At 61.9% G+C, this 26,308-nt stretch carries 26 protein-coding genes; 14 read left to right on the top strand and 12 right to left on the bottom strand.

Translation table 11 applies throughout. The features are described from left to right. Positions 1-195: 195 nt before the first annotated feature. Positions 196-1,047 carry a glycine betaine ABC transporter substrate-binding protein gene (locus C4J85_RS08370; protein WP_003233255.1) on the bottom strand — a complete coding sequence of 284 codons (852 nt, stop codon included), beginning with the start codon at positions 1,045-1,047 and terminating at the stop codon, positions 196-198. 333 nt (positions 1,048-1,380) lie between these two features. On the opposite strand from C4J85_RS08370, the gene C4J85_RS08365 reads away from it, so the two are divergent. Beyond that, positions 1,381-2,934, top strand: a complete 1,554-nt coding sequence (locus C4J85_RS08365; RefSeq protein WP_124409420.1) for a glycosyl hydrolase family 17 protein — start codon at positions 1,381-1,383, stop codon at positions 2,932-2,934. 120 nt (positions 2,935-3,054) lie between these two features. On the opposite strand, the gene C4J85_RS08360 is transcribed toward C4J85_RS08365, so the two are convergent. Further along, entirely contained in the window at positions 3,055-3,423 is a 369-nt protein-coding gene (locus C4J85_RS08360) for a hypothetical protein (RefSeq protein ID WP_124409419.1), read from the bottom strand. Positions 3,424-3,658: 235 nt separating this feature from the next. Between C4J85_RS08360 and C4J85_RS08355 the strand changes: the two genes are divergently transcribed. Together C4J85_RS08355 and C4J85_RS08350 are read left to right on the top strand one after the other, a co-directional pair. Next, the gene (locus tag C4J85_RS08355; protein ID WP_124370167.1) at positions 3,659-4,957 is read left to right on the top strand and encodes a serine/threonine protein kinase; all 1,299 of its coding nucleotides are present in this window, start codon (positions 3,659-3,661) and stop codon (positions 4,955-4,957) included. Beyond that, positions 4,950-5,738, top strand: a complete 789-nt coding sequence (locus tag C4J85_RS08350) for a VacJ family lipoprotein (RefSeq protein ID WP_124366425.1) — start codon at positions 4,950-4,952, stop codon at positions 5,736-5,738. The genes C4J85_RS08355 and C4J85_RS08350 overlap by 8 nt, the downstream gene beginning before the upstream one ends. A gap of 206 nt (positions 5,739-5,944) precedes the next feature. On the opposite strand, the gene C4J85_RS08345 is transcribed toward C4J85_RS08350, so the two are convergent. Then, complete coding sequence (locus tag C4J85_RS08345; RefSeq protein WP_124366424.1) at positions 5,945-6,859, bottom strand: DUF808 domain-containing protein; 915 nt, start codon at positions 6,857-6,859, stop codon at positions 5,945-5,947. Between the two features lie 135 nt (positions 6,860-6,994). On the opposite strand from C4J85_RS08345, the gene C4J85_RS08340 reads away from it, so the two are divergent. Then, on the top strand, positions 6,995-7,600 hold the full coding sequence (locus C4J85_RS08340; protein ID WP_124409418.1) for a TetR/AcrR family transcriptional regulator: 606 nt from the start codon (positions 6,995-6,997) through the stop codon (positions 7,598-7,600). A gap of 134 nt (positions 7,601-7,734) precedes the next feature. Here C4J85_RS08340 and C4J85_RS08335 read toward each other — a convergent pair whose 3' ends face one another. Next, positions 7,735-8,175: a heme-binding protein gene (locus tag C4J85_RS08335; protein WP_124409417.1), complete on the bottom strand. Its 441-nt coding sequence runs from the start codon at positions 8,173-8,175 to the stop codon at positions 7,735-7,737. 257 nt (positions 8,176-8,432) lie between these two features. Here C4J85_RS08335 and gcl point away from each other — a divergent pair, with 257 nt between their 5' ends. From gcl to C4J85_RS08290, 9 genes are all read left to right on the top strand, one after another. Continuing rightward, entirely contained in the window at positions 8,433-10,208 is a 1,776-nt protein-coding gene (gene gcl, locus C4J85_RS08330) for a glyoxylate carboligase (protein WP_124406717.1), read from the top strand. A gap of 10 nt (positions 10,209-10,218) precedes the next feature. Continuing rightward, on the top strand, positions 10,219-11,001 hold the full coding sequence (gene hyi / locus C4J85_RS08325; RefSeq protein WP_124409416.1) for a hydroxypyruvate isomerase: 783 nt from the start codon (positions 10,219-10,221) through the stop codon (positions 10,999-11,001). A 174-nt stretch (positions 11,002-11,175) separates the two neighbouring features. Beyond that, positions 11,176-12,066, top strand: a complete 891-nt coding sequence (locus C4J85_RS08320; protein WP_124409415.1) for a 2-hydroxy-3-oxopropionate reductase — start codon at positions 11,176-11,178, stop codon at positions 12,064-12,066. Between the two features lie 192 nt (positions 12,067-12,258). Further along, a complete protein-coding gene (locus tag C4J85_RS08315; protein ID WP_124409414.1) occupies positions 12,259-13,539 on the top strand; it encodes a glycerate kinase in 1,281 nt (426 codons plus the stop codon). Next, positions 13,529-14,944, top strand: coding sequence for a pyruvate kinase (gene pyk, locus C4J85_RS08310; RefSeq protein WP_124409413.1), 1,416 nt, complete (start codon positions 13,529-13,531; stop codon positions 14,942-14,944). Before C4J85_RS08315 ends, pyk begins: the two co-directional genes overlap by 11 nt. Before the next feature lie 105 nt (positions 14,945-15,049). Next, positions 15,050-15,925, top strand: coding sequence for an urea transporter (locus C4J85_RS08305; protein WP_124409412.1), 876 nt, complete (start codon positions 15,050-15,052; stop codon positions 15,923-15,925). A gap of 31 nt (positions 15,926-15,956) precedes the next feature. Next, complete coding sequence (locus C4J85_RS08300; RefSeq protein WP_124409411.1) at positions 15,957-16,781, top strand: ion transporter; 825 nt, start codon at positions 15,957-15,959, stop codon at positions 16,779-16,781. A gap of 95 nt (positions 16,782-16,876) precedes the next feature. Further along, entirely contained in the window at positions 16,877-17,881 is a 1,005-nt protein-coding gene (locus C4J85_RS08295; RefSeq protein ID WP_124409410.1) for a sulfate ABC transporter substrate-binding protein, read from the top strand. A gap of 224 nt (positions 17,882-18,105) precedes the next feature. Beyond that, positions 18,106-19,302, top strand: a complete 1,197-nt coding sequence (locus tag C4J85_RS08290; protein ID WP_124406711.1) for an MFS transporter — start codon at positions 18,106-18,108, stop codon at positions 19,300-19,302. On the opposite strand, the gene C4J85_RS08285 is transcribed toward C4J85_RS08290, so the two are convergent. The 3 genes from C4J85_RS08285 to phnN form a co-directional block, all read right to left on the bottom strand. Next, a complete protein-coding gene (locus C4J85_RS08285) occupies positions 19,299-19,703 on the bottom strand; it encodes a type II toxin-antitoxin system HicB family antitoxin (RefSeq protein WP_124409409.1) in 405 nt (134 codons plus the stop codon). The two genes, C4J85_RS08290 and C4J85_RS08285, sit on opposite strands and share 4 nt — an antisense overlap. Positions 19,704-19,714: 11 nt before the next feature. Next, a complete protein-coding gene (locus tag C4J85_RS08280) occupies positions 19,715-19,903 on the bottom strand; it encodes a type II toxin-antitoxin system HicA family toxin (protein WP_057722727.1) in 189 nt (62 codons plus the stop codon). Between the two features lie 178 nt (positions 19,904-20,081). Continuing rightward, positions 20,082-20,648 (bottom strand): phosphonate metabolism protein/1,5-bisphosphokinase (PRPP-forming) PhnN, encoded by a 567-nt coding sequence (gene phnN, locus C4J85_RS08275; RefSeq protein ID WP_124409408.1) that lies wholly within the window; start codon positions 20,646-20,648, stop codon positions 20,082-20,084. Between the two features lie 659 nt (positions 20,649-21,307). Between phnN and C4J85_RS08270 the strand changes: the two genes are divergently transcribed. Further along, positions 21,308-21,571 (top strand): DUF6124 family protein, encoded by a 264-nt coding sequence (locus C4J85_RS08270; protein ID WP_124370155.1) that lies wholly within the window; start codon positions 21,308-21,310, stop codon positions 21,569-21,571. A gap of 158 nt (positions 21,572-21,729) precedes the next feature. Here the strand turns inward: C4J85_RS08270 and C4J85_RS08265 are convergent, their stop codons facing one another. The 5 genes from C4J85_RS08265 to C4J85_RS08245 are packed head-to-tail and all read right to left on the bottom strand — an operon-like array spanning position 21,730 to position 26,306. After that, on the bottom strand, positions 21,730-22,125 hold the full coding sequence (locus C4J85_RS08265) for a hypothetical protein (protein WP_124370154.1): 396 nt from the start codon (positions 22,123-22,125) through the stop codon (positions 21,730-21,732). Between the two features lie 15 nt (positions 22,126-22,140). Then, a complete protein-coding gene (gene ccmI, locus C4J85_RS08260; protein WP_124409407.1) occupies positions 22,141-23,325 on the bottom strand; it encodes a c-type cytochrome biogenesis protein CcmI in 1,185 nt (394 codons plus the stop codon). Continuing rightward, a complete protein-coding gene (locus C4J85_RS08255; protein ID WP_124366413.1) occupies positions 23,318-23,791 on the bottom strand; it encodes a cytochrome c-type biogenesis protein in 474 nt (157 codons plus the stop codon). The genes ccmI and C4J85_RS08255 overlap by 8 nt, the downstream gene beginning before the upstream one ends. Then, positions 23,788-24,324 carry a DsbE family thiol:disulfide interchange protein gene (locus C4J85_RS08250; protein ID WP_124361949.1) on the bottom strand — a complete coding sequence of 179 codons (537 nt, stop codon included), beginning with the start codon at positions 24,322-24,324 and terminating at the stop codon, positions 23,788-23,790. The genes C4J85_RS08255 and C4J85_RS08250 overlap by 4 nt, the downstream gene beginning before the upstream one ends. Beyond that, positions 24,321-26,306 carry a heme lyase CcmF/NrfE family subunit gene (locus tag C4J85_RS08245; RefSeq protein WP_124409406.1) on the bottom strand — a complete coding sequence of 662 codons (1,986 nt, stop codon included), beginning with the start codon at positions 26,304-26,306 and terminating at the stop codon, positions 24,321-24,323. The genes C4J85_RS08250 and C4J85_RS08245 overlap by 4 nt, the downstream gene beginning before the upstream one ends. Positions 26,307-26,308 lie beyond the last annotated feature (2 nt).

Below are 26,308 nucleotides of genomic sequence, written 5' to 3'. Positions count from 1 at the left end.
GGGTTCCAGACGACCTTAGTAGTAGATCGAGTGTAGCGAGGGATTGCTGGAGCACAGAAAAATTTGAGGTAGTGCAAAACTAATGTGGGAGGGGGCTTGCTCCCGATGGCGGTGTGTCAGCTGAAAACTGGCTGGCTGACACACCGCTATCGGGAGCAAGCCCCCTCCCACAAGGGATTGCATCAAGATGCAGGGTTATTTAGCGGTCCACTCAGCGACACGCTCAGGGTGCTTGGCCACCCAATCCTTGGCCGCTGCATCAGGCTTGGCGCCCTCCTGGATAGCGAGCATGACTTCACCGATTTCATCCTTGGAGGCCCACTGGAACTTCTTCAGGAAGGCCGCGACTTCCGGCGCTTTCTTCTCCAGGCCCTTGCTGCCAATGCTGTTGACGGTTTCAGCAGCACCATAAATTCCTTTTGGGTCATCCAGGAAACGCAGTTTCCACTTGGCAAACATCCAGTGCGGCACCCAACCGGTGACGGCGATGGATTCCTGCTTGTCTTCGGCGCGGGTCAGTTCGGCGATCATTGCGGCGCCCGAGCTGGCTTGCAGTTTGTAGTCAAGGCCGTATTGCTTGATGGCTTCGTCGGTCTTGAGCATCACGCCTGAACCGGCGTCGATGCCGACGATCTTGTTTTTAAACGTGGTGTCGGTCTTGAGGTCTTCGATGGACTTGGCCTTGACGTACTCCGGCACGATCAAGCCAATTTTTGCATCCTTGAAGTTGGGGCCGTAGTCGACCACTTTATCCTTGTTCTTGGTCCAGTATTCACCGTGAGTCACCGGCAGCCAGGCGGACAGCATGGCGTCGAGCTTGCCGGTGGCAACGCCCTGCCACATGATCCCGGTGGCGACCGCTTGCAGTTTCACGTCATAGCCGAGCTTCTGCTTGATCACTTCTGCCGCCACATGGGTGGTGGCAACGCTGTCGGACCAGCCGTCCACGTAACCGATGCTCAGGGTTTTGCTGTCGGCGCTGGCCAGTGTGGAGCCCATCGCAACTACCAGAGTGGCAGCTGCGCCCAAGAGTCGTCGCATCTTCATATGTGCTTCCCCGAAAGTGCTGCGCCCGACGAATGCCGAGCGACGTCAACCTGTTGTTATACGGTGCACCGCGCCCCCTTCACGCGCATCGATCCGGTTGCTGAGGCATCAGTGGAGTACTGACAGTTTTATCATCAACCTGCGTAGGCCTTTGCCCTGCTCTGTCAGCGACCTTGGTTGAGCAAGAAACGACATCACATCGCCAGCAGACCACTTTGTAGGACTTGCCCACCTGTTCCCGCCCGAACTTTGCATGTCAAAAGTATGCGGCCCCACTGGAACGCGACAATTACGGGTAAGATGCGCGCCTTTGCTCCCCCAGATAAGCCGACCATGCCCGCGACTGCCCGCCTCCCTGCCCTGCCCTATGTTTTCGCCTTGATCCTTGGCTTGCTTGCCCTCGTCGGCTACTGGTATGGCCTCGGCCGGCCGGTGGTGCTGCCGGATGTGGCGAGCGCCAGCCACAAGCTGCAATGTGCGTCCTATACGCCGTTCGACAAGGACCAGTCGCCGTTCGACCAGCCATTCCAACTGCGCCCCGAGCGCATGGACGCCGACCTGGCCTTGCTGGCCACACGCTTTGAATGCATCCGCACCTATTCCATGACCGGCCTGGAAGCCTTGCCGGGCATGGCGCGCAAGCATGGCTTGAAGGTGATGGCCGGCGCCTGGGTCAGCAGTGACCCGGTGGCCACTCAAAAGGAAATCGACGAGTTGATCACGGCGGCCAATGCCAACCCGGACGTAGTGACCTCGGTGATCGTCGGCAACGAAGCGCTGCTGCGCAAGGAAGTCACCGCCAAACAACTGGTGACGCTGATCCAAACGGTCAAGCGCCAGATCAAGCAACCGGTCACCTACGCCGATGTGTGGGAGTTCTGGCTGCAACACCCGGAAATTGCCCCGGCGGTGGATTTCCTGACCATTCACCTGCTGCCGTACTGGGAAGATGAGCCGTCCGGCATCGACCAGGCGCTCAAGCACGTAGGCGATGTACGCCAGACCTTCGGCCACAAGTTCGCGCCCAAGGACATCCTGATCGGCGAAACCGGTTGGCCCAGTGAAGGCCGCCAGCGCGAAACCGCCTTGCCGAGCCGGGTCAACGAAGCCAAGTTCATGCGTGGTTTTGTCGCCATGGCCGAAGCCAATGGCTGGCGTTACAACCTGATCGAAGCCTTTGACCAGCCCTGGAAGCGCGCCAGTGAAGGCGCAGTGGGCGGTTATTGGGGCCTGTTCGATACTGATCGCCAGAACAAGGGCACCCTCGCCGGGCCAGTCAGCAACGTGCCGTACTGGCCGCTGTGGTTGGGCGTTGGTGGGATGATTCTGCTGGGCACATTGGTTTTAGGCGGGCGCGTGCGCACAACCCGCGCGGCCCTCGCACTGCCGCTGCTGGGTGCGATTGCCGCATGCTCCCTCGGCACCTGGGCCGAATTGACCCGCGTCACCGCGCGCTTTAATGATGAATGGGTGTGGGCAGGCTTGCTGGTGGTGTTGAACTTGCTGGTACTGGCCCACGCCGCCCTGGCACTCAGCGCCAGGGACGGCTGGCGTGAACGCGCATTCAACTGGCTGCAGCAACGTGCGGGCTGGCTGGTGGCGATTGCCGGCTTTGCCGGTGCGGTGATGATGCTGGCGCTGGTGTTCGACCCGCGTTATCGCAGCTTCCCCAGCGCGGCACTGGTGCTGCCGGCCCTGGTGTACCTGGTGCGCCCGGTGAGCGGGCCGCGTCGGGAGATTGCTTTGCTGGCCTTCATCATCGGTGCCGGCATTGCGCCGCAGCTGTTCCGGGAAGGTTTGTTGAATCAGCAGGCGTGGGGGTGGGCGGTGGTGAGTGTGCTCATGGTTGCAGCTTTGTGGCGTTGCTTGCGAGTGCGCAAGTCCTAACACCGCCATCGGGGGCAAGCCCCCTCCCACATTTGACCGTATTCACAAATGGAAATGTGTGAACCCAATCAACTGTGGGAGGGGCGGTGCGACGGTTCGACTTGCCCCCGATTGGCCCTGTCAGGCGACGCGAGGCTTCCTGACCAACCGCAACCCCGCAATCACCACAGCAAACACCGCAAACGTGGTGTTATACAAGGCCAGGGCCGGCAACCCAAACACCAGCCCCAGCACCGCCAAGCTCCATCCCGCCCGGCCCGGCACGAAAAACGCCAGCACCGAGGTCACCAGCGCGGCCCAGCCCAGTACCTTGAAATGAATCATCAAGCCCAGGTTCGAACGCACCTGGCATTCCCAACGGCTGGCCTCATCCGCACAGATGCCGACCCACTGCCCGTCTTCCATGAAGCCGTAACGCGCGGCGTAACTGGCCGCCAACCATAACGGCAGGGCGATAAGCAGCAGGATCAACGGCAAACGACGGGACATGGGGCACTCCGATAGGCAAAAACGGCGCTCAGCTTAATCCCACGGCGGCCGTTAGCAAGGTGTCTGCGCAGATATCTGTTCATCAATGCGTGGCAAAGTGTATCTTCTGCCAGCTATTACTCCGATTCCGACGTTTTTTTCCGACTTTTCGTGCCGAGGGCTGGCACTTCGGTGGCAACGCGGTGGTCATAGCCTGCGAATTTCATTCAGCACCTTTCCTCCTAGGGATTAAGTCATGCTCCGTTCCTTGCGCTGTGCTGCCTTGCTGGGCAGCCTTTTTTTGAGTGCGTCAGCACTGGCCGTCGATATCGACCAGGCCAGCTATGGCTACCCTTTGACGAACCCGTTCGAAGCGACCATTGCCACCACGCCGCCCGATCTTCGGCCAACCCTGCCGACTGACGACCAGATCAATCAATCCGACTACACCTTGAACATGCGCCCCGAGCGCGAGTTCAGCCTGCCGGACAACTTCTGGGCGGTAAAGAAACTCACCTACCGCATTGCCAAGCAGGACCGCGCCGCGCCGCTGATCTTCCTGATCGCCGGCACCGGTGCGCGGTTTGACAGCAGCATCAATGAATACCTGAAGAAACTGTATTACCAGGCCGGCTACCACGTGGTGCAGCTGTCGTCGCCGACCAGCTTCGACTTCATCAGCGCCGCGTCGCGCTTCGCCACCCCGGGCATCACCCAGGAAGACGCCGAAGACATGTACCGCGTGATGCAAGCCGTGCGCGCGCAGAACGCCTCGCTGCCAGTCACCGACTTTTACCTGACCGGCTACAGCCTGGGCGCCCTGGACGCGGCGTTTGTCAGCAAGCTCGACGAAACCCGTCGCAGCTTCAACTTCAAGAAAGTCCTGCTGCTCAACCCACCGGTCAACCTCTACACCTCGATCACCAACCTCGACAAGCTGGTACAGACCGAGGTCAAGGGCATCAACAACACCACCACCTTCTATGAGCTGGTGCTGAGCAAGCTGACCCGCTACTTCCAGCAAAAGGGCTACATCGACCTCAACGACGCCCTGCTCTACGACTTCCAGCAATCCAAGCAGCACCTGACCAACGAACAGATGGCCATGCTGATCGGCACCTCGTTCCGTTTCTCCGCTGCCGACATCGCCTTTACCTCGGACTTGATCAACCGTCGCGGCCTGATCATCCCGCCGAAATACCCGATCACCGAAGGCACCAGCCTCACGCCGTTCCTCAAGCGTGCCCTGCAGTGCGACTTCGACTGCTACCTCACCGAACAGGTGATCCCGATGTGGCGCGCCCGCTCCGACGGCGGCAGCCTGCTGCAACTGGTTGACCAGGTCAGCCTGTACGCGCTCAAGGACTACCTGCACGCCAGCCCGAAGATCGCCGTGATGCACAACGCCGACGACGTGATTCTGGGCCCGGGCGACCTGGGTTTCCTGCGTAAAACCTTCGGCGATCGCTTGACCGTCTACCCGCTGGGCGGCCACTGCGGCAACCTCAATTACCGCGTCAACGCCGACGCCATGCTGGAGTTCTTCCGTGGCTAAATATCTTCTGCTGCTTGCCGCACTGATGTGCGCGGGCGTGGCCAATGCCGACAACAGCAAGGCCCATGAACCGGTCAAGGTCGATGCCGACGGTTTCAAGGAGCCGTTGACCAAACTCAAGTTCAACGCCGGCCTGGACCAGCGTGAATTCGAGCGCTCGTCGCTGACCGCGCTCAACGTCTACGATCCACTGGAGTCGTGGAACCGTCGCGTGTACCACTTCAACTATCGCTTCGACCAATGGGTGTTCCTGCCGGTAGTGGACGGTTACCGCTACGTCACACCGAGCTTCCTGCGCACCGGCGTGAGCAATTTCTTCAACAACCTGGGCGACGTGCCCAACCTGTTGAACAGCCTGTTGCAACTCAAGGGCCATCGCTCCCTGGAGACCACCGGACGCCTGCTGGTCAACACCACTATCGGCATCGCCGGCCTGTGGGACCCGGCCACCGCCATGGGCCTGCCGCGCCAGAGCGAAGATTTCGGTCAGACCCTGGGCTTCTACGGTGTGCCGGGCGGCGCCTACGTCGTTCTGCCGATCTTCGGCCCGTCGAACCTGCGCGATACCGCAGGCTTGCTGGTGGACTACACCGCCGAGTCGCAGATCAACTTCCTCAACGTGTCCGAGGTCAGCTCCAACCACCCGGAAATCTGGGCCCTGCGCGCCGTAGACAAGCGCTACCAGACCAGCTTCCGCTACGGCCAGATGAACTCGCCGTTCGAGTATGAGAAGGTGCGCTATATCTACACGGAATCGCGCAAGTTGCAGATTGCCGAGTAAACAGCGCCCCTTACAAGATCATTCCCACGCTCCGCGTGGGAATGCCACCCAGGACGCTCCGCGTCCCGCTTTCAGCGCAAAATCCAGCACCTGCGCAAGGGTGACGCGGAGCGTCACGGGATGCATTCCCACGCGGAGCGAGGGAACGATCATCTCGCCCACAAAAAAGGCCATTCGACTGAATGGCCTTTTTTATGCCTGTTAGTTCATGCCCTGAGCGCCTTCCAGCCTTTGCCGACCACGCTGACCACTGCCAACACCACCGCCCCCGCAACTATCCCCGCCACCGCATTCAGCAATGTCGGCATCAACCACGCCAGCGCCCCGGTGTTCTGGCTCACGGTTTCGATCCAATGATGCACCACCGGCACGCCATGAGTCAGGATCCCGCCGCCGACCATGAACATCGCCGCCGTGCCGATCACCGACAGGCTTTTCATCATGTACGGTGCCGCACTCAAGATGGCGCCGCCAATACTGCGCGCCACTTGGCCCGGCTTCTGTGTCAGCCACAGCCCAAGGTCGTCGAGCTTTACGATACCCGCGACCAACCCGTAGACGCCTGCGGTCATGACAATGGCGATGCCCGACAGCACGATCACCTGCTGCGTCAACTGCGCATCGGCCACGATACCGAGGGTGATCGCTATGATTTCGGCCGACAGGATGAAGTCAGTGCGGATCGCGCCTTTGATCTTGTCCTTTTCGAAGGCCACCAGGTCCGTCGCCGGGTCGGCCACCGCTTCGCTTAACTGCGCGTGATCGGCCTGGTCTTCTGCCTTGCTGTGCAGGAACTTGTGCGCGAGTTTTTCAAAACCTTCGAAGCACAGGTAAGCGCCGCCCAGCATCAATAACGGGGTCACAGCCCAGGGGGCGAAGGCGCTGATCAGCAACGCCGTGGGCACCAGGATCAGCTTATTGACGAAAGAGCCCTTGGCCACCGCCCACACCACGGGAATTTCGCGCTCGGCGCGCACGCCGGAAACTTGCTGGGCGTTGAGCGCCAGGTCATCACCGAGCACACCCGAGGTTTTCTTCGCCGCCATTTTTGTCATCAGTGCAACGTCATCGAGTACAGCGGCGATATCGTCGAGCAAAACCAACAAGCTGCTTCCTGCCATGAATCGGGTATCCGTAAAGTGAGAGATGGCGCGAGCATAGCGCGGCGCAACGCTTTGCGGGCACATTGTTGAGGCCCGCGGATGGCCGGTGCTACCATGCGCAACCGCCTGTCCTGGCAAGGAAGTTCCTGGTTTATGAGCACCATTCGCGAGCGCAACAAAGAAAAGATCCTGCGGGCGGCAAGCGAGGAGTTCGCCGACAAGGGCTTCGCCGCGACCAAAACCAGCGACATCGCCGCCAAGGCGGGGCTGCCCAAGCCCAACGTCTATTACTACTTCAAGTCCAAGGACAACCTCTACCGCGAGGTGCTCGAGAGCATTATCGAGCCGATCCTGGCCGCTTCCACGCCGTTCAACCCCGAGGGCGAGCCCAAGGAAGTGTTGAGCAACTATATCCGCTCGAAAATCCGCATCTCCCGCGACCTGCCGTTTGCCTCCAAGGTGTTCGCCAGCGAAATCATGCACGGCGCTCCCCACCTCAGTGCCGAGCAGGTCGAACAGCTTAATGCCCAGGCCAAGCACAATATCGACTGCATCCAGCATTGGGTGGACCGTGGTTTGATCGCGAAGATCGAGCCTAATCACCTGATGTTCAGCATCTGGGCGGCGACGCAGACCTATGCCGATTTCGACTGGCAGATTTCGGCGGTGACCGGCAAGGCCAAGCTGGATGAAGCGGATTATGAGGCGGCGGCGCAGACGATTATTCGGTTGGTGCTCAAGGGGTGTGAGCCGGACTGATGCACCGAGGTGCCTGAACTAATCGGGGGCAAGCCCCCTCCCACACTTTGATTGGGTTCGCAGATTTCTGTTTGTGAATACAGTCAAATGTGGGAGGGGGCTTGCCCCCGATGCTTTTCAAGATCACCCAAAGATCAGACTGACACCCCCGCATCCGCCATCAACCCCACCCCCTCGATCGCCGTGATCGCGCACTGCTCATCAATATCCGACGTATCCCCGCTGATCCCGATCGCCCCCAGCACCACGCCGTCCTGATTTCGAATCAATACCCCACCCGGCGCCGGCACCACGCTGCCCTGGCCCAGGCTGTTCAGCGCCGCGATGAACGCCGGACGCTGCTGCGCATCCAGCGCCAGCAGCCGTGAGCCTTTGCCCAGGGCAATCGCGCCCCAGGCTTTGCCGATGGCGATCTGCGGGCGCAGCAGGCTCGCCCCGTCTTCGCGTTGCAGGGTGACCAAGTGGCCGCCACTGTCGAGCACCGCGATGGTCAGCGGCGCGGCGGCAATGGTGCGACCCGCAGCGAGGGCCTGGCTGGCCAGTTGGGTGGCAATCTTCAAGGTTAAAGCGCTCATGGTGCCGTCCTTCTTTTGTTATTGGGAATACGTTGGAGCGTCTGTTTGATCAGATGCCGGATCGAACAAATAGAACACAATGATATTTATTTTTGTATACAATATTTACAAACAAACCGTCCATACGTCGAAAAAAGCCGTTCCGACGAACGCAAAGGCCAGTTTATAAAATGCATTGACCTACGCCGCTCGCCGTGAATACACTTTGTCCAGACACCACTTGTATACAATTACAAAACGCAAGAGGCACCAAAACCATGAGCAAAATGAGAGCAATCGAAGCCGCCGTCCTGGTGATGCGCCGTGAAGGGGTGGACACCGCCTTCGGTATCCCAGGCGCCGCGATCAACCCGTTGTATTCGGCCTTGCAGAAGGTGGGCGGCATCGATCACGTCCTTGCTCGCCACGTTGAAGGCGCCTCACACATGGCCGAGGGCTACACCCGCACCAAGGCCGGCAACATCGGCGTGTGCATCGGCACCTCGGGCCCGGCGGGCACCGATATGGTCACCGGCCTGTACAGCGCCTCGGCCGACTCGATCCCGATCCTGTGCATCACCGGGCAAGCGCCCCGTGCCCGCATGCACAAGGAAGACTTCCAGGCCGTGGACATCACCAGCATCGTCAAGCCGGTGACCAAGTGGGCGACCACCGTGCTCGAACCCGGCCAGGTGCCCTACGCGTTTCAGAAAGCCTTCTATGAAATGCGCTCCGGCCGTCCTGGCCCGGTGTTGATCGACCTGCCGTTCGACGTGCAGATGGCCGAAATCGAATTCGACATCGACGCCTACCAGCCGCTGCCCCTGGCCAAGCCATTGGCGACACGCATCCAGGTGGAAAAGGCCCTGGCCCTGCTCGACCAGGCCGAGCGCCCACTGCTGGTGAGCGGTGGCGGTGTGATCAACGCTGACGCCAGCGAGTTGCTGGTGGAATTCGCCGAGTTGACCGGCATTCCGGTGATCCCGACCCTGATGGGCTGGGGCACCATTCCCGACGATCACCCGCAGATGGTGGGCATGGTCGGCCTGCAAACCTCCCATCGCTATGGCAACGCGACCATGCTCAAGTCCGACGTGGTGCTGGGCATCGGCAACCGCTGGGCCAACCGCCACACCGGTTCGGTGGAGGTGTATACCGAGGGCCGCAAATTCATCCACGTCGACATCGAACCTACCCAGATTGGCCGCGTATTCACCCCAGACCTGGGCATCGTGTCCGACGCCGGCGCCGCGCTGACGATGTTCATTGAAGTCGCCCGCGAGTGGAAAGCCGCCGGCAAGCTCAAGGACCGCAGCGCCTGGCTCCATGATTGCCAGCAGCGCAAGGCCACCCTGCACCGCAAGACCCACTTCGACAACGTGCCCGTCAAGCCGCAACGGGTGTACGAAGAGATGAACCAGGTGTTCGGCAAAGACACCTGCTACGTGAGCACCATCGGCCTGTCGCAGATCGCCGGCGCGCAGTTTCTGCATGTGTATAAGCCACGCCACTGGATCAACTGCGGCCAGGCCGGGCCCTTGGGCTGGACGATTCCGGCGGCGCTCGGGGTGGTCAAGGCCGACCCGAGCCGCAAAGTGGTGGCCCTGTCGGGCGACTACGACTTCCAGTTCATGATCGAAGAGCTGGCCGTGGGCGCGCAATTCAAGCTGCCGTATATCCACGTGGTGGTGAACAATTCCTACCTTGGCCTGATCCGCCAGGCGCAACGCGGCTTTGAAATGGACTACTGCGTGCAGCTGTCTTTCGACAACCTCAACGCCCCCGAACTCAACGGCTATGGCGTGGACCACGTCGCGGTTGCCGAAGGCCTGGGTTGCAAAGCCCTGCGCGTGTTCGAGCCGAGCCAGATCCAGCCGGCGCTGCGCCGCGCTCAGGAAATGATTGAAGAATTCAAGGTGCCGGTGATCGTTGAGATTATTCTGGAGCGCGTGACCAATATTTCCATGGGCACCGAGATCAACGCCGTCAACGAATTCGAAGACCTGGCCCTGGTCGGCAACGACGCACCGACCGCCATTTCCCTGCTCGATTAAGGAGAACCCTATGCCGCGCTTTGCCGCCAACCTGTCCATGCTGTTTACCGAGCAGGATTTCCTTGCCCGCTTCAAAGCGGCCGCCGATGCCGGCTTCGAAGGGGTGGAGTACCTGTTCCCGTACGAATTCAGCTCAGCTGAGATCAAGGCGCAGCTCGACGCCAACGGCCTGACCCAGGTGCTGTTCAACCTGCCGGCCGGCGACTGGGCCAAAGGCGAACGCGGCCTGGCCTGCCACCCCGACCGGGTCGAAGAATTCCGCGCCGGGGTCAAGCTGGCTATCGCCTACGCCCAGGTGCTGGGCAATACCCAGGTCAATTGCCTGGCGGGCATCCGGCCGCAAGGCGTGGATGACGAAACCATTGAGAAAACCTTCGTCGCCAACCTCAAGTACGCCGCCGACAAATTGCAGGCAGCGGGTATCAAGCTGGTGATGGAGATGATCAACACCCGCGACATTCCGGGTTTCTACCTCAACAATACCGCGCAGGCTCTGTCGATCCGCGAGCAGGTGGGCAGTGACAACCTGTTCCTGCAATACGACCTCTATCACATGCAAATCATGGAGGGCGATCTGGCCCGCACCCTGGCCACGCACCTGGGTGTGATCAACCACATCCAGCTGGCCGACAACCCAGGGCGCAACGAGCCGGGCACCGGTGAGATCAACTACCGCTTCCTGTTCGAGCACTTGGACCGCATCGGTTACACCGGATGGGTCGGCTGTGAGTACAAGCCCCTGACCACCACCGAAGCGGGGCTTGGCTGGCTCAAAAGCCACAACGCCATCTGACAGACACAACACCAAACAATGTGGGAGGGGGCTTGCTCCCGATAGCAATGTTTCATTCGAAAGGTGTGTCGACTGATGCACCGCTATCGGGAGCAAGCCCCCTCCCACATTGGACTTGCTGTGTTTGGCAGACCTCATCAAGTCTGCCTATCGAATAAAAAAGAGGACTTCATCATGGCTAAAATCGGATTTATCGGCACCGGCATCATGGGCCAACCCATGGCCGCGAACCTGCAGAAAGCAGGTCACCAACTGTTTCTCTCCGAACATCATGGCAAGGCCCCGGCTGAACTGATCAGCGCCGGCGCGGTGGCCTTGACCAACCCGCAGCAAGTCGCCCAGGAAGCCGAGTTCATCATCGTCATGGTGCCCGACACCCCGCAGGTCGAGGACGTGCTGTTGCGCGCCGACGGCGTGGCCGCCGGCCTGTCGCCGAACAAGGTGGTGATCGACATGAGCTCGATCTCCCCCACCGCCACCAAGGCGTTCGCTGCGAAGATCAATGCGACCGGCGCGCAGTACCTGGATGCCCCGGTGTCCGGTGGTGAAGTCGGCGCCAAGGCCGGCACCCTGAGCATCATGGTCGGTGGCGAACCGCAGACCTTCGAGCGCGCGCTGCCGCTGTTCCAGGCGATGGGCAAGAACATCACCCTGGTGGGCGGTAACGGGGATGGCCAGACCGCCAAGGTCGCCAACCAGATCATCGTGGCCCTGAATATCCAGGCGGTGGCCGAAGCGCTGCTGTTCGCCTCGAAAAACGGCGCCGACCCGGCCAAGGTGCGTGAAGCGCTGATGGGCGGCTTTGCCTCGTCGAAGATCCTGGAAGTGCATGGCGAACGCATGATCAAGGGCACCTTTGATCCAGGCTTTCGTATCAACCTGCACCAGAAGGACTTGAACCTGGCCCTGGCCGGGGCGAAAGAGCTGGGGATCAACTTGCCGAACACCGCCGGCACCCAGCAAGTGTTCAGCACCTGCGCGGCGCTTGGCGGCGGTAACTGGGACCATTCGGCATTGATCAAGGGGTTGGAGCATATGGCGAATTTCTCGATTCGCGATAAATAACCCACACCACTCTCCCCTGTTGAAATGCATTCAAAGGTGGGAGGGGGCTTGCTCCCGATTGCGGTGTGTCAGGTTATGGATGAGGTGACTGAAACACTGCTATCGGGGGCAAGCCCCCTCCCACATTTGGCCCTCATTTCATCGTTGGATTGTTGCACCTCTAATAACAAGAATTTCCCCCGGAGCCTGCTTATGTCGGTCGATCCGCAACACCTGCTTCGCGAGCTGTTTGCCACAGCCATCGACGCCGCCCACCCCCGGCAAGTCCTTGAACCTTACCTGCCCGCCGACCGCAGCGGCCGGGTGATCGTGATCGGCGCCGGCAAGGCCGCAGCCGCCATGGCGCTGGTTGTGGAGGACTGCTGGCAGGGCGAGGTTCGCGGCCTGGTCGTCACTCGCTACGGCCATGGTGCGCCGTGCCAGAAAATCGAAGTGGTCGAGGCCGCCCATCCCGTGCCCGACGCTGCCGGCCTCGCCGTGGCCAAGCGCGTGCTGGAACTGATCAGCCATCTGACCGAAGACGACCGCGTGATTTTCCTGCTCTCCGGCGGCGGTTCCGCGTTGCTCGCCCTGCCCGCCGAAGGCATCACCCTGGCCGACAAGCAAAGCATCAACAAAGCCCTGCTCAAATCCGGCGCCACCATTGGCGAGATGAATTGCGTGCGCAAGCACCTCTCGGCGATCAAGGGCGGGCGGTTGGCCAAGGCCGCGTGGCCGGCCACGGTCTATACCTACGCGATTTCCGATGTACCGGGCGACCAGGCTACGGTGATCGCCTCCGGCCCCACGGTCGGCGACCCGAGCACCTCGCAACAGGCACTGGCGATTCTCAAGCGCTACGGCATCGACGCGCCCGCCTCGGTGCGCAACTGGTTGCAGAACCCCGCGTCGGAGACCGTCAAGCCTGGCGACCCGCTACTCGCCCGCAGCCACTTCCAGTTGATCGCCCGGCCGCAGCAATCCCTGGAAGCGGTGGCGGTAAAAGTACGCCAGGCCGGGTTCAGCCCGCTGATCCTCGGCGACCTCGAAGGTGAAGCGCGCGACGTGGCCAAGGTGCACGCCGGCATTGCCCGGCAAATCGTGCAGCACGGCCAGCCGTTGGCGGCACCCTGCGTGATTCTCTCCGGCGGCGAAACCACCGTCACCGTGCGCGGCAATGGCCGTGGCGGGCGCAACGCGGAGTTTCTGCTCAGCCTCACCGACAGCCTCAAGGGCTTGCCCGGCGTCTACGCCCTGGCCGGCGATACCGATGGCATCGACGGCTCGGAAGACAACGCCGGCGCGATCATGACCCCGTGCAGCTACCGCCGCGCCGAAGCCTTGGGCCTGAGCGCCAGCGACGAGCTGCACAACAACAACGGCTACGGTTATTTCGCCGCGCTCGACGGGCTGATCGTCACCGAGCCGACCCGCACCAACGTCAACGACTTCCGCGCCATCCTGATCCTCGAGACTGCCAAACATGACGCCTGACAAGAAGGTCAAAATCCTCGCCACCCTGGGCCCGGCCACCGATGGGATCGATGACATCCGCGAGCTGGTGGAAGCCGGGGTGAATATCTTTCGTCTCAACTTCAGCCATGGCGACCACGCCGATCACGCGCAGCGCTACCAGTGGATTCGCCAGGTGGAGCGCCAGTTGAACTATCCGCTGGGCATCCTCATGGACCTGCAAGGGCCCAAGCTGCGCGTCGGGCGCTTTGCCGAGGGCAAGGTGCAACTGGTGCGTGGCCAGGCGCTGCGCCTGGACCTGGATGAAACACCGGGCGATCAGCGTCGGGTCAACCTGCCCCACCCGGAAATCATCGCGGCACTGGAGCCGGGCATGGAGCTGTTGCTGGACGACGGCAAGCTGCGCCTGCGCGTGCTCACCAAGCATGCCGACGCCATCGACACCACGGTGCTCAATGGCGGCGAGCTGTCCGATCGCAAAGGTGTGAACGTGCCGCAGGCGCTGTTGGAACTCAGCCCGCTCACCGCCAAGGACCGTCGCGACTTGGCGTTCGGCCTGGAGTTGGGCGTGGACTGGGTGGCGCTGTCGTTCGTGCAGCGCCCGGAAGATATCCGCGAAGCCCGCGAGCTGATCGGCGACAGGGCGTTCCTGATGGCCAAGATCGAGAAGCCCTTGGCGGTGCAACGGCTGCGGGAAATCGCCGAACTGAGCGATGCGATCATGGTGGCCCGCGGCGACCTGGGCGTGGAGGTGCCGGCCGAAAGCGTGCCGCAGATCCAGAAGGACATCATTAAAACCTGCCGCCAACTGGGTAAACCGGTGGTGGTGGCGACACAGATGCTCGAGTCCATGCGTTTTTCCCCGGCACCGACCCGCGCCGAAGTCACCGACGTGGCCAATGCGGTGGCAGAAGGCGCGGACGCGGTGATGCTGTCGGCGGAAACCGCGTCGGGCGAGTACCCGCTGGAAGCCGTGCAGATGATGAGCAAGATTATCCGCCAGGTGGAAAACGGCCCGGACTACCAAGCCCAGCTGGATGTCAGCCGGCCCAGGGCGGACGCCACGGTGTCGGACGCCATCAGCTGTGCGATCCGGCGTATCAGCAGCATCCTGCCGGTGGCGGTGCTGGTGAACTACAGCGAGTCGGGCGCCTCCAGCCTGCGCGCGGCCAGGGAGCGGCCGGTGGCGCCGATCCTCAATCTCACGCCGAATCTGTCCACGGCGCGGCGTTTGAGCGTGGCATGGGGGGTGCACTCGGTGGTCAACGATCGGCTGCGCCAGGTGGATGAGGTGTGTTCCACCGCATTGGAGATCGCCCAGGCCCAAGGGATGGCGCAACGCGGGGATACGCTGGTGATTACCGCCGGGGTGCCGTTCGGGCAGTTGGGGTCGACCAACTCGCTGCGTATAGAGACCCTACTGTAGGAGCGAGCTTGCTCGCGAAGAACGTCAACGATGACGCAGGCATCCTGAATGCACGCGGTGCCCTTGGGTTTTTCGCGAGCAAGCTCGCTCCTACAGGGAGCTGCCATGCACAACCCCACCTGCCCCGACTGGGCCGAAGCCCTGCTCAACGGCTTCAGCCAGATTTTTCTCCAGCGCCATCCGCTGTGCGGCCTGCTGTGCCTGCTGGCGATCCTGATCGGCGCCCCGGCGTTGCTCGGCGGTGCCTTGCTGGGCGGCGTCGCGGGTTTGCTCACGGCCCAGCGCCGGGGTTACCCCAAGGCCGAACGCCAGGCCGGGCTGTATAGCTACAACGGCGTATTGCTGGGCTTGTTGATCAGCCAGCACTTCGCCTGGTCGGCCCTGGTGCCGCCACTGATCCTGGCGTGCGGCGGTGTGAGCGCGATGCTGGTGCGGCAGTGGTTGAAATACGCCGCCCAACCCCAGGATCTGCCCGCCTACACCGCACCTTTTGTCGGCCTGGGCTGGTTGTTGCTGGGCACCATGGCGCCCGCTACCTTGGCCCTGATCGAGCCCGATACCCTGACGGTACTCGCTGCGCCGCTCACCGGCCTGGCGCAAGTGATGCTATTGGACCAGCCCCTGGCCGGGGCCTTGATCGCCGTCGGCGTGCTACTGGCTGACCGCCGCGCCGCCGTGTGGTCACTGCTCGGCGCCATCGCCGGCGTACTGGTCGCCTTGCTGCTGGGCGAAACCAGCGGTGCCCTGCTCGGCCTGCACAGCTACAACCCGGCGCTCGCCGCCCTGGCGCTGAGCCAGGCGCGGCGCCAACCCTGGTTGCCGCTGCTCGGCATCGGGCTGGCCATTCTGCTCACCCCAGGTTTTGCCGCGCTGCACCTGCCGGCGCTGACCGCGCCGTTCATTCTCAGCTGCTGGCTGGTGCGCGCCAGCCAGCGAATGCTGCGCACACCGCGCATGGACAGGCCGTTCGAATCCCCCTAGGCTTTGCCGATATTCACTTCAGGCGGGACTTATGGACAGCAACAACGACTGGCGCCAGCGGCTCTACGTCATGGTTTTTCAAAGCGACACCGTCGCCGGACGGCGCTTTGACGGCATCCTGTTGTTGATCATCCTCGCCAGCCTGGTGATCGTGATGCTCGACAGCATCGACCAGATCCACCAGAACTACGCCGACGTGCTGGCGTATATCGAGTGGGGCTTCACCCTCATCTTCCTGATCGAGTACGGCCTGCGGCTTTACTGTTCGCCCAAGCCATTGCGCTATGCGTTCAGCTTTTATGGGCTGGTGGATCTGCTCGCCATCGTCCCCGGCATCCTCGCGTTGTACTACAGCGACGCGCAGTACCTGCTGATTATCCGCATCATCCGCATGCTGCGGATCTTCCGCGTACTCAAGCTGAGCCCCTACCTCAAGCAGGCCAACTACCTGATGGCGGCGCTGCGCGGCAGCAAGCAGAAGATCGTGGTGTTCCTGGTGAGCGTGTGCACCCTGGTGACGGTGTTCGGCACCTTGATGTACGTGATCGAGGGCCCGGAACACGGGTTTACCAGCATTCCCAAGGGCATCTATTGGGCGATCGTGACGCTCACCACCGTGGGCTTTGGCGACATCGTGCCCAAGACACCGCTGGGCCAGGTGATTTCCTCGTTGGTGATGATCACCGGTTACTCGATCATTGCCGTGCCCACCGGGATATTCACCGCAGAGCTGGCGAGCGCCATGCGCGGTGAGCAGCTGCAAACCGACTGCCCGGTGTGCAAGAAGAGCAGCCACGAGCCGAACGCGGCGTTTTGCTCACGCTGTGGCAGCAATCTCTTTAAGAAAGTGGAATAAGCAAAGTTCTTTTTAATCTTTAAGCGACTATGCGGCCCCGGCTATAGTCGCTGGCATTGTGCCTCACCCTTCTCTCGAACAACAAGGAATGAGCAGTGAAAAACATCCTCAGCGCCTCTCTCCTGGCCGCCGGCCTGGCCCTGGCCGGCGCCGTCCAGGCGGCACCGGTCACCCTGCTCAACGTCTCCTACGACGTGATGCGCGATTTCTACAAGGACTACAACGCCGCCTTCCAGAAGCATTGGGATGCCGAACACCCGAATGACAAGCTGACCCTGCAGATGTCCTTCGGCGGCTCCAGCAAACAAGCGCGCTCGGTGATTGACGGCCTGCCGGCGGACGTGATCACCATGAACATGGCCACCGACATCAACGCCCTGGCCGACAACGGCAAACTGGTACCGGACAACTGGGTCACCCGCCTGCCGAACAACAGCGCGCCGTTCACCTCGGCCACGGTGTTCATCGTGCGCAAGGGCAACCCCAAAGCCCTGAAAGACTGGCCGGACCTGCTCAAGGACGGCGTACAGGTGATCGTGCCCAACCCGAAGACTTCGGGTAACGGCCGCTACACCTACCTGTCGGCCTGGGGCTATGTGCTGAAGAACGGCGGCGATGAAGAAAAGGCCAAGGCCTTCGTCGGCAAACTGTTCAAGCAAGCCCCGGTGCTCGACACCGGTGGCCGTGCCGCCACCACCACCTTCATGACGAATCAGATCGGCGACGTGCTGGTCACCTTTGAAAACGAAGCGGAAATGATCGCCCGTGAATTCGGCCGTGATCAGTTCGAAGTGATCTACCCAAGCGTCTCCGCCGAAGCTGAGCCGCCGGTGTCGGTGGTGGACAAAGTGGTCGAGAAAAAAGGCAACCGCGAGGCCGCTGAAGACTACCTGAAGTACCTGTGGTCGGCCGAAGGCCAGGAAATCGCCGCCAACAACTACCTGCGTCCGCGTGACCCGAAAGTGCTGGCCAAGTACACCGACCGTTTCCCGAAAGTCGACTTCCTGTCGGTAGAGAAAACCTTTGGTGACTGGCGCACGGTGCAGAAAACCCACTTCAATGATGGCGGCGTGTTCGACCAGATTTACTCCGGCCAGTAAGCGTTCCTCAGTACTGTGGGAGGGGGCTTGCTCCCGATAGCGGTGGGTCAGTCAGCACAGGCATTGACTGATGCACCGCCATCGGGAGCAAGCCCCCTCCCACATTGGTTTTGTGTAGTGTCATTATTTCGCGGCATGACCGTTATCACTACAAGCGGCCTACTCACTGCCGGCCATTGTCTTTACCCTCTCCCGCCATCTTCCTTCGCTTTTATGAGAACACCATGAATGCTACCCCCCACGCTACCGGCACCATGACCCGAGGCATGGTCATGCTGTTTGCGTTTTGCTGCGGCGCCATCGTCGCCAACATCTATTACGCGCAGCCGATCATCGAGCTGATCGCCCCGGACATCGGGCTTACGCCGGCCATGGCCAGCCTGATTGTGTCGCTGACGCAGATCGGCTATGCCCTGGGCCTGTTCTTCCTGGTGCCGCTGGGGGACCTGCTGGAAAACCGCAGGCTGATGATCATCACCACCGTGGTGGCCATCGCCAGCCTGCTGGGCGCCGCGTTCACCGAGCAGCCCAACCTGTTTTTGCTGGTGTCGCTGCTGATCGGCTTCAGCTCGGTGTCGGTGCAGATCCTGATCCCGTTGGCCGCGCACCTGGCGCCTGCCGAGTCCCGTGGCCGGGTGGTCGGCAGCATCATGGGTGGCCTGCTGCTTGGCATTTTGCTGGCGCGGCCGGTGTCCAGCGTGGTGGCGGACCACTTCGGCTGGCGCGCGATGTTCATGGCGGCGGCAGCATTGATGGTGTTCATCAGCGTGGTGTTGATGCTGACCATTCCCAAGCGCCAGCCGGACCACAGCGCCAGCTACGGCCAATTGCTGGGCTCGCTGGGCAGCCTGTTGCGGCACCAGCCGGTGCTGCGCCAGCGCGCGTTTTACCAGGGTTGCATGTTCGCCACCTTCAGCCTGTTCTGGACCGCTGCCCCACTGGAACTGGCACGCAATCATGGCCTGACCCAGAGCGAAATCGCGCTGTTCGCCCTGGTCGGTGCCCTGGGTGCCATCGCGGCGCCCATCGCCGGGCGCCTGGCCGATGCCGGCCACACCCACCGTGCGTCGCTGCTGGCGATGCTGTTTGCCGCGCTGAGCTTCCTGCCGGCCTTCGTGCACCCGCTGTACAGTGTGATCGGCCTGGCGGTGACCGGCGTGGTGCTGGACTTCTGCGTGCAGATGAACATGGTTCTCGGCCAGCGCGCCGTCTACGCCCTCGACGCCCAAAGCCGCAGCCGCCTGAACGCGCTGTACATGACCAGCATCTTCATTGGCGGCGCCTTCGGCTCGGCGATTGCCAGCAGCGTGTACGAACACGGCGGTTGGCTGGGGGTGATGCTGGTGGGCAGTGCGTTCCCGCTGGTGGCGTTGTTGCGGTTTCTCAGTGCGTCGCGCCAGGTGGCGGCGGCAACCGCTTAAGAACGCACCAACTTCTCCAACGCCGCGTCCGCCAGAAATGACGAGCGGCTTTTGACTTTATGCTCGCGCACGTAACGGTCGATGCGTTGGATCACATACCCAGGCAAGGTCACGTTGACCTTCTCGGTCTTGCCCAGATAGGGCGAGATGTCCAGCTCCAACATGCCCCAGCCCATGCCGGCGTAGTCTTCATGGGTGTGATGATTGGCGACTGAGGTTGGCATCGGAATCACTCCGCCCTCGGCGGCGATCTCCTGCAGCATGATGTGTGCAACCTCCACGGCCGCGTTGTACGCCTCTTCAAAACTGTCCCCGGCGGTGACAGCACCCGGAATATCGGGGATCTGGATACCGGTGGCGGTGAAGTCATCGCCCCATTCGATACAGATTGGGTATTGCATGCATGCTCTCCTTAAAACTGAAACAGCCCGGCACGTTTCCTGATGCTTCTGACGGTGCCCAACGGAAGATCCTTCTTCGGATGAGGCACCGGAATCGTGTACGGGTTATAGCGGTGGGTAAAAATGTGATGGCTGCCGGTGACGCGATCCAGCACCCAACCCGCTTCCAGCAATTCCTTGATCAATAGCCTGCTTTGCACCACCGCCTCCTTGGCTCGGACTGGATAAAAATAACTCTAGAGTTATCTTTACTCAAGCACAGAATTGACTGGTCTGACTGGCGGTTGTTTTACTGAATGCACAACGGAAGGCGCGCCTGGTGGCGCGGTGGGTGATATCAAAGAGATCCAGGGTAGGCGTTTCGACGCAGTATCGGGCTCAGGCCGAGTGCCCGTGGGCCAGGCAGCAGAGCAAGCGCTCGACCGTATGTTCCAGCGGGCCGGAATTATCCAACACGAATAACCCTTCGCCATTGGCGGTGATCAGTTCCTCGGTGAACCGCACGTTGCGTGCCAGGCGTTCCTCAATATCGGCCAATGACTCACGTGCGCGTGCGATCAAACGCTGGCGCAACACCACCTGATCGACCGTCAGCAACAACACCAGCAACGTCGGATAACGCTCACGGGTTTGCGCCAGGTGCGCGCGCGAACCATTGACCAGCACGTCCTCCCCGGCCGCCAGCCATTCATCGATCTGCTTGGGAATGCCGTAGGACAACCCATTGGCCTGCCAACTGAGGGCAAATTCGCCTTGCGCCTGCATCGCCCCAAACTGCGCCGGGCTCACGCCCAACGCCGCTTCACCCACCGCTTCCGCAGACCGGGTGATGACGCGGCGCACAATGCGGCAACCGCGCTCGGCCAAACGCGGGCGTGCGGCATCCAGCAGGCTGTCCTTGCCCGAACCCGATGGCCCGATGAGATAGATCAACCTGCCTGCCATTACCACATCCTCTTTGCTTGCTTGCGCACTGGTTGGCCCACTGTACCGGTTTGCCCGGTACCGCAGAGTATATCCAGCGATTGCTCGGCAACCAGGTCGGCGGTGGTCACCTTACCGGGAAAGCGTGAGCCATGACAGACGTGGGTGGCTGAGCTGCTTGCTGGTCTCACGCTTGAGCCAGACAGGATCGTTCCCACGCTCTGCGTGGGAATGCTGCCCTGGACGCTCCGCGTCCTGCTTTTTGCGCACTGGTGACGCCAAGCGTCACGGGATGCATTCCCACGCTCTGCGTGGGAACGATCAAGCGTGGGCCGTGACAGGCGTGGATGGTCGCGCTGCTTCCTCGTCTCAATCAGACGGCGCAACGCTTGATCCAGACAGGAATTTTCCTACGATCTGCGTGGCTTGCAGTTGCTATAACGCACCGTTAGCCTCTCGCAGTCGCTGCTCATCAGCGATCAGGCTTGGTCGCCTGGGTTAGAATGGCGCACCGTGCCGCGCAAGCGGCATTCTTGTGTTCGCGTTATGGCGAGCTGTGCGCGGGAGGGCTTAGGGCCCTGCCGGGTTTCCATTCCCTGGTCGACCAACCTGCGTACAGCTCGCCACCCTTCTGCTTGGTCGCGGATGGGGTGAGCTCCAACTGAATGGAGACTGACTGCATGAAAAAGGTTACGCCAAATCCCCCATCATTCCGCTCGGATGACCTTTCACAAACCCCACCCAACCTCATCTTCACCGTCCGACCCGGCCTCGCGTTGAGCAATGCCTGCGAGATGCTGGAGTCGGCGACTGTCTGTGCGTACGACTGCGCCGAGCGTCTGGATGGCTCAGGCCGCAAGCAGGTGCTGGCGGTCGTGCAGATGATGGAAATTGCGCAGTTGTTGGTGAATGAAGCGTTGAACCGGGAGTGTCCCGTAGCTTGATAACAAGATCGTTCCCACGCTCTGCGTGGGAATGCCGCCCTGGACGCTCCGCGTCCTGCTTTTTGCGCACTGGTGACGCGGAGCGTCACGGGATGCATTCCCACGCGGAGCGAGGGAACGATCAGATTAGAAAAAGGCAACCCTCAGGTCGCCTTGTGTCATTGCGCGTACTGCTTGCTCAACCCCGGCGGCACGCCTTGCACGTTGGTTTCTTCCCACGGCCCGTTCGGGCTGATGGAGCGGCTCCAGCCGTTGCTCCAGCGGTAGTAGGTGCGCTGGCGGTAGAAGGTGTCGGGCTGGTCGTCGAGTACGTAGACCTGCATCTTGCCGTCCCAGTGGCTGGCGGCGCCAGGAGGTGGGGCGAAGGTCGGCGATTTGGTTGGCAGTGGTTTCGGCGGCGGAGTGACCGGGCCGGAGGGTTTGGTGGTCGGTTGCGTCGACGGGCCGGACGGCGGGATAGTCGGGCCGGAGGGTGCAGGAGGTGGGCGGTGGACCGCACAGGCGCTCAGGCCCAACACAAGGCTGAGCAGGGTGATACGTGCAAATGCGGTCATGGGCGCTTCCTCGAATTACTTATCCGGACTGTCGATGGTCAGCTGCTGCAGTGCAGTGGTGCTGCTGGCCAGGGGTTGGCTGCGGCCGATCCACTCGCCAGCGGTTGGAACACCTGCCCGGGATATGCGCGCAACCAGTTGGACTTCAGGGAAGTTGGACAGTTTCAACTGCGGCATCATCGCGTCGGCATCGCCCAGTTCCACGGTGACGGGCAGTTCGGCAACGCTGACACGCTTGGCCGCCAGGGGCGCCGGCGGGCCGCTGACGGCGCGGGCAAAGATGAACACGCTGTCGCCTGGCAGGGCCTTGGCTTTCACTTCGGCGGACAGGTCCACGCGTACCTTCAGCACGGCTTTTTGCGCGACAGTGCCGCCACTCTCCCTGAGCTTTTGCGCCGCGCGATCGATACCGCCTTGCAGCGCAACACGGGAATTGTCTTCGGGGGGCAGTTGCGCCAGCAGACGATTCCAGTAATCGATAGCCTCCTGATAGCGCTGGCCTTCGAAGGCGGCGATACCAAGCAGGCCAAGGCTGGTGACTTCCTTTGGATCGAGCTTCAAGGCTTCGTCGGTCAGCGCCTGGACCTTGGGTGACCACTGCTTGTTGTCAGCAAAATACTGCGCCTGAGCCCACTGCCCGAGCAGCTCGGGCTGGCGCCCGGCCAGGGCCACGGTGCGTTCGAAGACGTTGGCGGCATCGGCCGCACGGTCCTGAGCCATGTAGGCGCGCCCCAGGAAGTACAAGCCTTCTGCTGAATCCGGCTGCGCGACGGCGGCGCGCTCCAGGCGTCGGGTCATGTCGGCCATGGACACTGGCGGTTGGGAGAACTCACGGGCCAGTTCGACTTTGTCACTCGCGCCAAAATGCAGATACATGCCCAAGCCCAGCACCGGTACCAACACCGCCGCCAGTAATGGCAGCGGTTTGCCCAGGCGCGATTCGCGAGGCTTTTCCAGGCCCTCGGTGTCGGCCAGCAACTCACGCGCCGCTTCGGCGCGGCCGGTATCGAGTTGCGCGGCATTCAACACGCCTTCGTCCTGCTGCACTTGCAGCTCAGCGACACGTTCTTGATACAGCGCCACGTTCAGCGCGGTGCGGTCCTCTTCACGCTGGGCGCGGCGGCCGCGCAAAACAGGGATCAACAGGAAACTCAGGGCAATCAACAGCAGCAGGCCGGCTGCGAGCCAGAAATCAATCATCAGTCTTGGTGTCCAGCAAGTGGTCGAGACGTTTACGCTCTTCAGGGGACAGCGCATCGGCGCCATCGGCAGGCGCGGCACGGCGGCGCCGCACGATCACGGCCATCACCACCACGCCGGCCAGCAACAGCCCGGCAGGGCCGAACCAGAGCAGCGCGGTCTTGCCAGTCAGGGCCGGTTTATAGCGCACGAAATCACCGTAGCGGTCGACCATGAAGTCGATGATCTGTTGGTTGTCCTTGCCCTCCCCCAGCATGCGGAAGATCTCTTTGCGCAGATCAGCAGCGATGGGCGCGTTGGAATCGGCGATGTCCTGGTTCTGGCATTTGGGGCAGCGCAGTTCCTTGGTCAGCTCGCGAAAACGCTCACGCTCGGCGTCGTTGGCAAATTCATAGGTATCGATGGCGGCGTGGGCCACACCGATCAGCCCCAGCGCCAGGACAGCGGCAGCCAACAGGCGCTTCATGGTTTGGCCTCATCAACCAGGGCCTGGTATTTGGCGGCCAGTTGTTCGCGCCAGACCACTTCGTCGATCACGCCGACATACTTGTCGCGGATCACGCCCCTGGCATCGATAAAGAAGGTTTCCGGCGCGCCGTACACCCCCAGGTTCAGGCCGAGGTTACCGTCCTCATCGCGAATATCCAGCTGGTAGGGGTTGTGGAATTCGGCCAGCCACTTCAAGGCCGCGGCATTGTCGTCCTTGTAGTTGATGCCGTAGATCACCACACCGTTCTCGGCCAGTTTATTCAGCACCGGGTGTTCGACGCGGCAGGAGATGCACCAGGTGCCCCACACGTTGACCAGCGCAGGTTTGCCCAACAGGTCGGCGCGGGACAGCTGCTTGTCGCCCTGCACATTGGGCAGCGAGAATTCCGGGAACGGCTTGCCGATCATTGCCGACGGCAACTCGGCCGGGTCCAGGTACAGGCCGCGATAAAGGAACACCGCCACCACCAGGAACGCTGCCAACGGCAACACCATCAACCAACGCTTCATACCGCTGCTCCCATACCGAGGGCTTCACGCACCCGGCTCTTGACCTTGACCCGATAGCGCCGGTCCAGCGCGGCAAGCAAGCCACCGAAACCGGTCAACAAACCGCCAAACCAGATCCAGCGCACGAACGGTTTCACATGCACGCGCACCGCCCAGGCGCCGTCGCCCAGCGGTTCACCGAGCGCCACATAAAGGTCACGGGTGAAACCCGCGTCGATGCCCGCTTCGGTCATCATTGAGCTCTGCACCGTGTACAGGCGTTTCTCCGGATGCAGCACGGCGATTTCCTTGCCGTTGCGCACGACGCGCACAGTGCCTTTGTCTGACGTGAAGTTCGGCCCTTCGAAATGCTTGGCGCCTTCAAAGATGAAGTGATAACCGGCCAGGTCCATGGACTCACCCGGCGCCAGACGCAGGTCGCGCTCGGCGCTGTTCTGGCTCGACAGCACCACACCCAGGGCACACACGGCGATGCCGAGGTGGGCGATCTGCATGCCCCAGTAGCTGCGGGTCAACGTCGGCAGGCCTTTGATCAGCCCCTTGTGACGGGTCTTGTCGGCAATGTCGCGCACACCGGCCAGCAATACCCAGGCCGCGAGCAGGAACGTGGCGAGCACCGCCCAGTTGAAATCGCCATAGGCCACCCCGGCGATCACGGCCAGGGCCACACTGCCCAGCAGCACCGGCATCAGCATGCCGGCCAGCCATTTCACCGGGGTGTCTTTCCAGCGCACCAGCATGCCGACCGCCATCACCACCATCAGCAGGCCCATCAACGGAATGAACAAGGCGTTGAAGTACGGCGGGCCGACGGACAGCTTGGCACCGCTCAAGGCATCCAGCACCAACGGGTACAGCGTGCCGAGCAGGATCATCGACGCGGCCACCACCAGCACCAGGTTGTTACCGAGCAGCAAGGTTTCCCGCGACCACAGGTTAAAGCCGACCTGGCTCTTGACCACCGGTGCGCGCAGGGCAAACAGCGTCAGCGAACCACCGACCACAAACAGCAGGAAGATCAGGATGAACACACCGCGCGCAGGGTCCGACGCAAACGCGTGCACTGACGTCAGCACGCCCGAACGCACGAGGAAGGTGCCGAGCAGGCTGAGGGAAAATGCCGCGATGGCCAGCAGCACCGTCCAGCTCTTGAACACGCCACGTTTTTCGGTGACGGCCAGGGAGTGAATCAGCGCGGTGCCGACCAGCCAGGGCATGAAGGACGCATTTTCCACCGGGTCCCAGAACCACCAGCCGCCCCAGCCGAGTTCGTAGTAGGCCCACCACGACCCCAGGGTGATGCCGATACCCAGGAAGGCCCAGGCGACGATGGTCCAGGGACGCGACCAGCGCGCCCAGGCCGCATCCAGGCGCCCGCCGAGCAACGCGGCGATGGCGAAGGCAAAGGCCACGGAGAAGCCGACATATCCCATGTAAAGCATCGGTGGGTGCACGATCAGGCCGATGTCTTGCAGCAGTGGGTTGAGGTCATGCCCGTCCATCGGAACCTGCGGCAGGATGCGGCTGAACGGGTTGGACGTCATGATCAGAAACAACAGGAACCCGATGCTGATCATGCCCATTACCGCCAGCACCCGTGCCAGCATCACTTGCGGCAATTGGCGCGAGAACACCGATACGGCGAAGGTCCAGCCGCCGAGGATCAACGCCCACAGCAGCAGCGACCCTTCGTGGGCGCCCCACACGGCGCTGAACTTGTAGTACCAGGGCAGCGCGCTGTTGGAGTTATTGGCCACATAGGCGACGGAAAAATCGTCGGTCATGAACGCGTACGTCAGGCAACCGAAGGCGAACAGCAGGAACGCGAACTGGCCCCAGGCGGCCGGCTGCGCCAGGCTCATCCACAGGCGGTCGCCGCGCCAGGCACCGAGCAGCGGCACCACGGCCTGGACGAAGGCGAAGCACAGGGCGAGGATCATCGCCAACTGGCCCAGCTCAGGAATAAACAGTGCGGACGTCATCG

This window comes from Pseudomonas sp. R4-34-07 (assembly GCF_003852375.1).
Taxonomy (GTDB): domain Bacteria; phylum Pseudomonadota; class Gammaproteobacteria; order Pseudomonadales; family Pseudomonadaceae; genus Aquipseudomonas.
Note: the sequence above shows the minus strand (reverse complement) of the source record. Positions and strands in the feature narration are given on the sequence as shown.